Annotated in this window: 8 protein-coding genes; 7 read left to right on the plus strand and 1 reads right to left on the minus strand. The window is 62.7% G+C overall.

Annotation, left to right across the window (positions count from 1 at the left end; genetic code table 11):
• The first annotated feature begins 21 nt into the window (after positions 1-21).
• From polA to rpsA, 6 genes are all read left to right on the plus strand, one after another.
• On the plus strand, positions 22-2700 hold the full coding sequence (gene polA / locus ACY48M_RS04215) for a DNA polymerase I (protein ID WP_462818973.1): 2679 nt from the start codon (positions 22-24) through the stop codon (positions 2698-2700).
• A 45-nt stretch (positions 2701-2745) separates the two neighbouring features.
• Positions 2746-4404, plus strand: a complete 1659-nt coding sequence (locus ACY48M_RS04220; RefSeq protein WP_462818974.1) for a DUF885 domain-containing protein — start codon at positions 2746-2748, stop codon at positions 4402-4404.
• On the plus strand, positions 4373-5032 hold the full coding sequence (locus tag ACY48M_RS04225; RefSeq protein ID WP_462818975.1) for a DUF4166 domain-containing protein: 660 nt from the start codon (positions 4373-4375) through the stop codon (positions 5030-5032). Before ACY48M_RS04220 ends, ACY48M_RS04225 begins: the two co-directional genes overlap by 32 nt.
• Positions 5029-6000 (plus strand): epimerase, encoded by a 972-nt coding sequence (locus ACY48M_RS04230; protein WP_462818976.1) that lies wholly within the window; start codon positions 5029-5031, stop codon positions 5998-6000. Before ACY48M_RS04225 ends, ACY48M_RS04230 begins: the two co-directional genes overlap by 4 nt.
• A gap of 83 nt (positions 6001-6083) precedes the next feature.
• The gene (locus ACY48M_RS04235) at positions 6084-8213 is read left to right on the plus strand and encodes a zinc-dependent metalloprotease family protein (protein WP_462818977.1); all 2130 of its coding nucleotides are present in this window, start codon (positions 6084-6086) and stop codon (positions 8211-8213) included.
• Positions 8214-8410: 197 nt separating this feature from the next.
• Positions 8411-9865, plus strand: a complete 1455-nt coding sequence (gene rpsA / locus ACY48M_RS04240) for a 30S ribosomal protein S1 (protein ID WP_462818978.1) — start codon at positions 8411-8413, stop codon at positions 9863-9865.
• An 88-nt stretch (positions 9866-9953) separates the two neighbouring features.
• Here the strand turns inward: rpsA and ACY48M_RS04245 are convergent, their stop codons facing one another.
• A complete protein-coding gene (locus ACY48M_RS04245) occupies positions 9954-10544 on the minus strand; it encodes a DUF4126 domain-containing protein (RefSeq protein ID WP_462818979.1) in 591 nt (196 codons plus the stop codon).
• An 81-nt stretch (positions 10545-10625) separates the two neighbouring features.
• On the opposite strand from ACY48M_RS04245, the gene coaE reads away from it, so the two are divergent.
• On the plus strand, positions 10626-11246 hold the full coding sequence (gene coaE, locus ACY48M_RS04250; protein WP_462818980.1) for a dephospho-CoA kinase: 621 nt from the start codon (positions 10626-10628) through the stop codon (positions 11244-11246).
• Positions 11247-11272: the final 26 nt, after the last annotated feature.

The raw sequence follows: 11272 nt of genomic DNA on the forward strand, positions 1-11272 counted from the left end.
AGGCCCCGTTAGGCTGTCTTCGTGTCGGATACTGAAAAGCCTACCCTCCTCGTCATCGACGGCCATTCGCTCGCTTTCAGGGCGTTCTACGCCCTTCCGGTCGATAGTTTCCAGACACGTGACGGGCAGCATACGAATGCCATTCACGGGTTCTTGTCGATGCTTCTGAGTCTGCTCAATCAAGAGAAGCCGACGCATCTGGCTGTCGCGTTCGACATTTCGCGCTATTCCTTCCGTACCCGCGAGTACGCCGAGTACAAAGGCACTCGCGGCGAGACCCCGCCCGAGTTCATTGGACAGATTCCTCTTCTCGAAGAGGCGCTTGCTGCCATGAACATCGTGACGATCTCCAAAGAAGACTTCGAAGCGGACGACATTCTTGCAACGCTCGCCACCCGCGGGGCCGCTGAAGGATTCCGGGTGCTCGTCGTCAGCGGTGACCGCGACACGATTCAGCTCGTCAATAGCGATGTCACGCTGCTCTATCCCAATGCCCGCGGTGTATCCGAGCTCAAGCGCTACGACCGCGATGCGGTGGTCGAGCGCTACGGTATCGAGCCGCAGCAGTATCCGGATGTCGCGGCGCTCGTCGGCGAAACCAGTGACAATCTCATCGGCATCGACAAGGTGGGGGAGAAAACCGCCGTCAAGTGGATCAAGCAGTACGGCGGTCTCGACGAGATTCTGGCCCACGCCGATGAGATCAAGGGCGTCGTTGGAGAGAAGCTTCGGGAGCAGCGTGAAAATGCTGTTCGCAATCGTCGGTTGAACCATCTCATCACCGATGTCGAGCTGCCGGTCGGCCCCGCTGATCTTGAGCGCCGTCCGATCAACGCGGGCGCAGTGAAGGAGGTGTTCGATCGCTTGCAGTTTCGCACGCTGCTCGAACGCGTACTCAAGATTGCCGCGGCGGAGGGGTCGAGCGACGAGGTCACCGGCGCTGCTGTGGTCGATGACGACAGCTCCGCTCAACTCGCTCCCGTCGTGCGCACGCTTGTCGATGAGGAGCTCGCGCAGTGGCTCATGCGCCAGTCTGCTGATGGCACGGCACCGCTTGGCCTGCGCGTCGAGATCGGCGGTGATGGCGTTACCGGGTTCGGCATCGCGTCAGCCACCGACTCGGCGTACGTGCCCTGGGCAGCCGGAAGGCTTGACTATGCCGCGCTCGAGTCATGGCTTGCCGGCCCGTCGCCGAAGTACCTCCTCGACTCGAAGCGCCAGCTGAAGGCGCTCACGCAAGTCGGGCTGGCTCTCGGCGGCATCGCGTTCGACACGAGCCTCGCGTCGTGGCTGCTTCGCCCGGGGGGCAAGTCAGAAGATCTCGCGTCGCAGGTGTATGCCGTCCTCGGCGAGACGGTGTCTGTGTCAGATCCCAACCAGCTGCTGCCAGAGGTAGAGGCCCTCAGCGCCGCCACTGAGGCCTGGTATGTGCTCCGCGTTGCCAATGCACTCGCTGAGCGTCTCGATGAGGGCACGCGACGCGTGCTGATCGACCTCGAGCTTCCGATCGTGCCGGTGCTTGCTCAAATGGAACTCACAGGCATCCAAGTGGCATCGGATGTTCTCGCCGACCTCCGCGGCCGACTCGCCTCATCAGCAGCCGAGTTCGCGGGCAAGGCCTACGAAGAGATCGGGCGCGAGGTCAACCTCGGGTCGCCGAAGCAGCTTCAGCAGGTGCTCTTCGAAGAGCTCGGTATGCCGAAGACGAGGGCAAACAAAACCGGATACTCGACCGACGCGGCGTCGCTCACCGATCTGCAAGAGAAGAGCCCTCACCCGTTCCTTGGGCTGCTCCTCCAGCACCGCGACGTCACGAAGCTCGGTCAGATCGTCGACACGCTCGAGAAGAGCGTGCACGCCGATGGGCGCATCCACACGAGCTACGAGCAGACGGGCACGAGCACTGGGCGCATTTCGTCGAATGACCCGAATCTCCAGAACATCCCGGTAAAGACAGAGGTGGGGCGAGAGATCCGCTCGGCGTTCATCCACGGTGCCGAGTTCACGACACTGCTCACAGCCGACTATTCGCAGATTGAGATGCGAATCATGGCGCACCTCTCTGGCGACGCCGGACTCATCGAGGCGTTCAATGCGGGAGAAGATCTTCACCGCTTCGTTGGTGCCCGCATCTTCCACGTCGACCCGGCTGACGTGACTCCGACGATGCGAACCAAGGTCAAAGCAATGTCGTATGGGCTTGCGTATGGCCTCAGCGCGTTTGGCTTGTCAAAGCAACTCCGCATTGACACGGGTGAGGCGAAACAGCTGATGACCGACTACTTCGAGCGCTTCGGCGCCGTGCGGGAGTATCTCCGCTCCGTGGTCGAGAAGGCACGTGAAGATGGCTACACCGAGACCATTCTGGGTCGGCGCCGACCGTTCGGAGACCTTCGCTCCAACAACCGTGTGCTGCGCGAGAATGCTGAACGGGCCGCGCTCAACGCGCCGATCCAGGGGTCCGCAGCCGACATCATGAAGGTCGCGATGATTGATGTCGCGGGCGATCTTCAGCGCGGTGATCTGCAGTCAAGACTGCTGCTCCAAGTGCACGATGAGCTCGTCTTCGAGGTCGCCGACGGCGAGCTTGAGACTCTCACGACGATCGTGCAGACGCGAATGGCCGGGGCGGCAAAGCTCGCCGTGCCACTCGAGGTGCAGGTCGGCATTGGCGCCAACTGGGATGCCGCAGCGCACTGACGTTCGAGCATGTGATCCCGCAGCGGCCTGGAATACGCTTGCAGCATGACTGAGGCTAGGACTCCGACAAACATCGACCGCATCGCCGAGAACTGGGTGACAACCATCACCGATCTCGACCCGACTATCGCGACCTATATCGGTGTCCCTGGGCGCCTCGCCGAGTATGGCGACTACTCCCCGGCCGGCGCGGACGCGATGGTTGCAGCAGCGAAGCAGGTCTTGCGAGCGCTCGACGCCGAGACGCCGGTCGACGATGTCGATCGGGTTACTCTCGCCGACCTCCGGTCGACGCTTGAGCTCGATATTGACGCGCACCAGGCGCGGTTGCACCTCCGGGACCTGAATGTTCTTGCCTCGCCTGCAACCGAGATTCGTGAGGTGTTTGACCTCATGCCCACTGAGACAGAGTCTGATTGGAGCGACATCGCCGGTCGCATGGCGGCGCTGCCTCAGGCTGTTGCTGGCTATATCGAGACGCTGCGAGCGGGCGTCGTCGAGGGCGTCACGCCCGCACGAAGGCAGGTGATCGCGGTCGCGGAGCTCACCGAGCGCGTCGGAGATCCATCCGGCTTCTTTGCTTCGTTCGCCGCGGAGGCCACGGATGTCCCCGCATCGCTGGGCGCAGAGCTCAACTCTGCTGCCGGTCGCGCAGCAGAGGCGTACCAAGAGCTCACCGCGTTCTTTCGCACTGAACTGGCGCCGAAGGCGACCGAGGATGACGCGGTGGGCCGAGATGCGTACGCACTCCACTCCCGCCGCTTTCTCGGTTCGACCATCGATCTCGACGAGACATACGAGTGGGGCATCGAGGAGCTCGCCCGAATGACCGCTGAGCAGGAGAGGGTCGCTCAGCAGGTCAGCCCCGGAGCCTCGGTTACGCAGGCGATCGAAATCCTCAATGGCGATCCGAAGCGAATCCTCAAGGGCACGGAAGCACTCCGCGAGTGGATGCAAGAACTCAGCGATCGTGCTGTTCGTGAGTTGGCGGCAACCCAGTTCGACATCCCTGAGCAGATCCAGCGCCTCGAGTGCATGATTGCGCCGACGCAGAATGGCGGCATCTATTACACGGGGCCGTCAGACGATTTCAGTCGTCCAGGCCGCATGTGGTGGTCGGTGCCCGTCGGTGTCACCGAATTTTCGACGTGGCGTGAGACCACGACCGTGTACCACGAGGGCGTTCCAGGCCATCACCTTCAGATCGGTCAAGCGGTCGTCAATCGCGCCGAGCTCAACACGTGGCGCCGGCAGCTCGCAGGCACATCGGGCCATGCCGAGGGCTGGGCGTTGTATGCCGAACGTCTGATGGAGCAGCTCGGCTATCTCGCCGACCCTGGCGATCGACTCGGCATGCTTGACGCGCAGCGTATGCGCGCGGCACGAGTCGTTCTCGACCTTGGGGTGCACCTCGGCAAGCCGAAGCTCAACGGCACCGGCGTGTGGGATTTCGACTACGCACTCGAGTTCTTTCGGGCGAACTGTCACGACAGTGCCCCGAGTACCCTGTTCGAGGTCAATCGGTACTTTGGTTGGCCTGGGCAGGCGCCGTCGTACAAGGTGGGGCAGCGCATTTGGGAGAGCATCCGCGACGAGGCGGCGAGTCGTGAGGGCGAGCACTTTGATATCCGCGACTTCCATCGCCGAGCACTCGCGCTCGGTGGAGTGGGGCTTGACACGCTCCGCTCTGCGGTCGTCGGTTGACGCGGTGAATGCCGACGACGACGCCCCGTACGTCGCCGCGCTCGGCGATCGGATGTCCGAACTTCACCCTCGGCTTCGCACCTACTTTTCTCGCATTCCCGCCGGCATGACGGGTGTCGGCGAAGGAGTGTTCGAGGTTGTCGGCACGCCTCGTCGCTGGCTGTGGCCCGCTTTGAGTCTGCTTGAGCGTGACGGCGTCCTCTTTCCGGGCTGGCGGCATCTCGTGCCCTTCTCGATCAGGAATGTGCCTCTCCCTGGCGGGGGAGTGGCGGCCGCGAGGACGTTCGAGTTCGATGATGGTCGACGCGTCATGGTCGACAAAATGGTGTGGAACAACGGCCTCACCGATTGCCTCGGGCGCTCCGGAAGGCTGCGGGCCCGCTTCGAGGTCGACGTCGTGCAGGGGGAGTTGCATCTCACTTCGACGCGCGTCGGCATAAGCATTCTGCGGCGAGTGATCTGGGCGCCGTCAGCACTCGCACCCGTCGTGCATCTTACCGAGCGATTCGACGATGCGACCGCGCGCCAGCAGGTCGATGTGCGCATTGAGCATTCCTGGCTCGGTAGTTTGTATCGATACGCAGGGAGCTTCACCTATGAGCTCCGTCGGGGGGATGGTGCGCAATGAGTAGACGAGTGGTAGTCGCGGGCGCTTCGGGCTTCATCGGTCAGCGAATGGTGGAGTCATTCCGCGCCGACGGTGACATCGTGACCGTCATCGGTCGCAGTGGCGCAGATGCCACGTGGGGCGACACTCCGGCGATCACGCGCCTTCTCGACGGAGCGGACCTCCTCGTGAATCTCGCGGGCAAGAGCGTCAATTGCCGCTACAACGCGAAGAACCGACGGGAAATCTTGCGGTCGAGGGTCGAGACAACCCGCGAACTCAGCCGTGCCGTTGCCGCGTGTGCGTCCCCGCCATCCATCTGGATGAACTCGTCGACCGGCACGATCTATCGGCACGCTGATGACAGGCCGATGACCGAGGCGGAAGGTGAGATCGGTGCGGGGTTTTCTGTCGATGTTGCGACCGCGTGGGAGCGGGAGTTTTTCGCGCACGACCTTCCCGGCACCCGCAGAGTGGCGCTCCGCATTGCAATCGTTCTCGGCAATGGCAGCGTGATCCCACCGTTTCTTCGCCTTGCTCGAGCTGGGCTCGGCGGCCCCCAACTTGACGGGCGATGGTTCGCGTCGCCGCGCCGCGTTGCCGCAGGCACCTACCATGCGTACCGGCCGACCAGGGGGCGACAGAAGTTCAGCTGGGTACACATTGACGACGTCGTGCGCGCCGTTCGGTTTATCGCGGAGCGCGATGGGATCGACGGCGTGGTGAATGTGTCCTCACCGCATCCATCCGATAGCCGCACACTGATGGCGACGATCAGGTCGGCTGTTGGCGTCCCGTTCGGTCTGCCCACCTTTCGATGGATGCTCGAGCTTGGGTCTGCCCTGATCCGAACTGAGACCGAACTTGTGCTCAAGAGCCGCTGGGTGGTGCCTGCCCGTCTCACGAGTGAGGGGTTTCAGTTCCGGCATCCGCATCTCACCGGTGCGCTGGCGCAAATCATGTCCGAGCGCCGCGCCTCGGGAGGCTGACCCTAGAACTGGGGGCACAAATCTGAAAGATATTCCGGAACAGAGCATCGCCTTATTTCGGGGTACATGCCTAGGCTTCAGGAATGACCAACCGAATGCGTGCTGGCCTGTTCGTCCTGGGGGGACTCCTTTCCACTCTGGCGCTCGGCGTCGCTGAACTCACTCCTGTACCCGCGGGCGCTGCTGTCGCGGCCGTGGCCGCTTCTGAGGTGCACACTGAGGCGGCCGACACCGTTGCAGAATCCTCGCCGGAGCCGACGCCCGGTGAAGAGATCCCAGTGGCGGATGCCGCGCTGAGCGCATCTGCCGCGGTCGAGCTCTCGGGCGAGATTGTCGTGACGATCTCGGAGCATGCTCAGACCCACGAGGGCGACGCCGTCGAGGCGCCATCGAATGACCACCTCTACTCCGTCGAGACCGTCGAGGGTGACGTGGTCCCGATCTCCGGCGCAATTCCAGACACGGTCGTGACCGGTGACAGCTTCGCGGGAGCGGTCGCCGTCGATCAGGCTGTTCTCGACACGCTGACACCGGAATCTGCGGCCGAGCTCGAGGGCACTGTCGGTGGTGCCGCACCGCTACCGCAAGACTCGGCGGCAGCCCAGGAAGTACTCGCAGCCGCGAGCGAGACATCAACCGAACTCGCCGTCGTCGATGCGCAGGTCACGGTCGCAGCAACCGCCACCACAAGCATTCAACGCCATGAACTCGTGTTCGTCGTGAACTCACCCCCCGGGGTTGCTGCGGTCACCCACAGCGACGCACAGGTGCGCACGCTCGGAGCCACGGCCGCGACCCACTGGCAGTCGAGCTCCAACGGCTTGATTTCAGAGTTTGCAACGAATCAGACGATCACTCGCACGAGCGCTGGCTCCTGCGGGGAGGATCCATGGGTGACGTGGAACCGCGCTGCACAGCAGCTCGGCTACGCCAACTGGGCCGCATTCAAGTCGCAGTCACCGGCAGGGACCGCGCGTCATCTCATCGTGTTGCTTCCTGCAGACTGCCAGGGCGCGGCCGGGGTTGGAGTCGGCATCGTTGGAAGCAGCCTCCACTACGGAGGTGCGGTGCGTCAGATCATCGGTGGCGGGGCCGACACGTCGACCCTTGCCCACGAGATCGGTCACAACTTCGGTCTCGGCCACTCGGATCTGCACTACTGCGTTGGATCCGCCTGCTCCTCCTACGAGTACTGGGATATCTACGACGTCATGGGGCTTGGCATCAGTGGTCGCGACGTGCTGACCCCGCTCAATACGACCACTGCATCGATGCTCGGGTTCCTCCCCTCGGGAAGCACCGCCAGCTACTCCCTCGCAGCCGGAAGCACGACGCAAACCCTGTCGCTTTCAGTCACACGACTGAGCGCGACGAGCGGGATTCGACTGCTCAAAATCACCGATCCGCGCACGGCCGAGGTCTTCTACATCGAACTCCGTGATGGGCTCGGAGACCCTCAGCCGTACTACGCCCTCAATCCGACCATTACCCAGTTTGGTGGCCGCAGTGTCACCTTTACGCCAGGGGTGCGGATGCTGCGGGTCGACGGCAACGGTTCGGCAGTGATCGCGGCGAGCCAGACCACCGGAAACAACCGAACTGCGATTCAGGCTGGGCAATCGATGTCGAGCCCCTCGGGCGGCATCACGATTACCGCCGTGTCTGGTTCTACCAACTCCGCGATGCAGCTCAGCGTGCGGTTGTCGTCATCCGCATCGTCGGGATCGGCGGGGGCGTCCGCGAATGGTTCTATGCCGGTGTATCGATTCTGGAGCGACACGTACCAGGGGCACTTCTACACCGTGAGTGCGAACGAGAAGGCAAACATTATCGCCACGTATCCGCAGCACATCTGGCGTTACGAGGCGGTTGCGTATCGGGCCTTTACAACGCAAGTTGCTGGAACCGTGCCCCTCTACCGGTTCTGGAGCGACACGATGCGCGGGCACTTCTTCACGGCAAGTGCCTCCGAGAAGCAACACGTCATCAACGCGTATGACGACAGCGTCTGGAAGTACGAGGGGATCGCGTATTACGTGTACCCGATGTCGAACACGACGGCCGACGCGAAACCCGTGTATCGCTTCTGGAGCGACACAAAGCGGCATCACTTCTATACGTCGAGCGAGTCCGAGAAGAACCACGTCATCGCGACGTATGCCAGATCGGTCTGGGCCTACGAGCAGGCTGCATACAAGGTGCCAACCTCGTAGCTCCCTCACACCGCTTCGCTTGCTGAGCATCGCATCAGGCGGCTATGCTGGAGAGTCGCAATTCTGCGATCATCTATCCGCCTGCCACGGCGACGTCACCAGGGTTCACTCGGGTCGACGAAACATCACGCACCATTTCGTTCGTGGCCTGAGTATTGTGCCCAACCCGGGCATGTCCATCCTGGAGCAACTACTACATGACAATCGCAACGACCGGCAAGGCACCCAAGCAGGTCGCCATCAACGACATCGGATCTGCTGAAGACTTTCTCGCCGCAGTCGAAAAGACGCTGAAGTTCTTCAACGACGGAGACCTCATCGAGGGCACCGTCGTCAAGATCGACCGTGACGAGGTTCTCCTCGACGTCGGCTACAAGACCGAGGGCGTCATCCCCTCGCGTGAGCTTTCCATCAAGCACGATGTGAACCCCGACGAGGTTGTCACTGTCGGTGACACCGTCGAGGCACTCGTTCTCCAGAAGGAGGACAAAGAGGGTCGTCTCATTCTCTCCAAGAAGCGCGCGCAGTACGAGCGTGCGTGGGGCGATGTCGAGAAGATCAAAGAAGACGACGGCGTCGTCACCGGTACCGTCATCGAGGTCGTCAAGGGCGGTCTCATCGTCGACATCGGTCTTCGTGGGTTCCTCCCCGCATCGCTCATCGAGCTTCGCCGCGTGCGCGACCTCACGCCGTACCTCGGTCAGGAGATTGAGGCCAAGATCCTCGAACTCGACAAGAACCGCAACAACGTGGTGCTCTCCCGTCGTGCTCTGCTCGAGCAGACGCAGTCCGAAAGCCGCACCACCTTCCTCAACAACCTCGCCAAGGGCCAGGTCCGCAAGGGCGTCGTCTCGTCGATCGTCAACTTCGGTGCATTCGTGGACCTTGGTGGCGTAGACGGTCTCGTCCACGTTTCCGAGCTCAGCTGGAAGCACATCGAGCACGCCAGCGAGGTCGTCGAGGTTGGCCAAGAGGTCACCGTCGAGATCCTCGAGGTCGACCTCGACCGCGAGCGTGTTTCGCTCTCGCTCAAGGCCACGCAGGAAGACCCGTGGCAGGTCTTCGCTCGTACCCACGCAATCGGTCAGGTTGCACCGGGCAAGGTCACGAAGCTCGTTCCCTTCGGCGCGTTCGTTCGCGTCGCTGAGGGCATCGAGGGCCTCGTTCACATCTCCGAGCTCTCGGGCAAGCACGTCGAGCTCGCCGAGCAGGTTGTCTCCGTTGCTGAAGAGGTCTTCGTCAAGGTTATTGACATTGATCTCGAGCGTCGCCGCATCTCGTTGAGCCTCAAGCAGGCCAACGAGGGTGTCGACCCTGAGGGCACCGAGTTCGACCCGGCCCTCTACGGCATGCTCACGGAGTACGACGAGCAGGGCAACTACAAGTACCCGGAGGGCTTCGACCCGGAGACCAACGAGTGGAAAGACGGCTTCGACGAGCAGCGCTCGAAGTGGGAAGCCGACTACGCCGCCGCGCAGGGCCGCTGGGAAGCCCACAAGAAGCAGGTCGCCACGGCATCCGTCAAGGAGATCGAAGACGCTCCGGCTTCTGCCGGCAGCGGATCGACGTTCTCCAGCGAGTCCGCTACGGCGGGCACCTTGGCCGATGACGAGGCACTTGCTGCCCTTCGTGAGAAGCTTTCGAGCAACTAGCAAGACGTCACAGCACCGCGATTCCGCGATGCAGTGAAGAACGGCCGGGCCTTCGGGTCCGGCCGTTCTGTCGTTCTCGCCCGGATCGTCAGGTGGCTGCCGCGCGCCGACGACGCCCGCGGTGGAGCGACGCTACGAGCCACCACACGAAGAGTGGCACGGCAACGATCACAAGGATCGGGATGATGATGGCGAGCAGTGAGAGGACGACGCTCCCAACATCCTCAGCGGCGCTGACGAAGGGCGCTGCGGCCCCTGCCGTCATGGCGTTGAGCACGGGTCGCACTGACATTTTGATCAGGTGCACGATCAACGCGATGACCGCCCCCGTTGCGATCGGCACCCACTGGTTTGACGCAAAGAACTCGGATGGGTCGGTCATGGCGATCGTCTCGCTGCTTGCACCAGATCCGAACGCTAGACCACCGGCTGTCGGCCGCACGAGCGTCTGGATCCAATCATTGACACTGTCAACCACCGGAATCTTGTCTGCGATCATCTCGACGATGAGCAGCACGCCGAGTATGCCGAGCACCCATTCGTTCTCGAGCCACTGCCATGCGCTCGGGAGCGTGACGGGTTCGAGAAGCCTGCTCGCGAGTCCGAGAGTGATGAGCGGGATGTAGGCGTTCAGGCCGGCCGACATTGCGAGACCCGCACCGGTCAACAGTTCGATCATGATTCCTTCCGATGGCCGCGTGTCTGACAGATCGCGCGGCCGGCTCCCATCGGCACGAGGCTAGCCCACTAGCATTGCGCCGTGTACCTCATCGCGCTCACTGGCGGAATTGCATCCGGCAAATCTCTCGTCGCTTCCAGGCTCAAAGAGCTGGGCGCGGTGCATATCGATGCTGATGTGCTTGCCCGCGAGGTGGTTGCTCCTGGCACGCCGGGTCTCGACGAGATCCGCGCGGAGTTCGGCGACGACGTCATCTTGCCGGACGGCTCGCTCGATCGCGCCGCTCTCGCTGCTGTCGTCTTCACCGACAGTGCGCGCCTCGCGCGTCTCAACTCGATCACCCATCCTCGCGTGCGTGCGCTCACCGCCAGTCGAATCGCTCAGGCCGTCGAAACCGACCCTTCGTCGATCATTGTGTACGACGTTCCGTTGCTGGCGGAGACCGGCACGGATGTGCACCAGTTCGACAGTGTCGTGGTGGTTCATGCCGACAGCGCGACGCGGATCGATCGGATGGTCGAGCACCGCGGAATGGCGCGCGAGGAGGCAGAGCACCGGGTCAACGCACAGGCGACGGATGCCGCGCGTCTCGCGATCGCGGACGTCGTAATCGAGAACACCGGCACAGTCGAACAGCTCCTGGCGCAGGTAGACCGACTGTGGTCTGCAGTGCGCGACAGACCTCTTGAGGCGGAGCGCTAGACACCGGACGTTATCGCTTCTCAGCG

This window comes from Homoserinimonas flava (assembly GCF_054969005.1).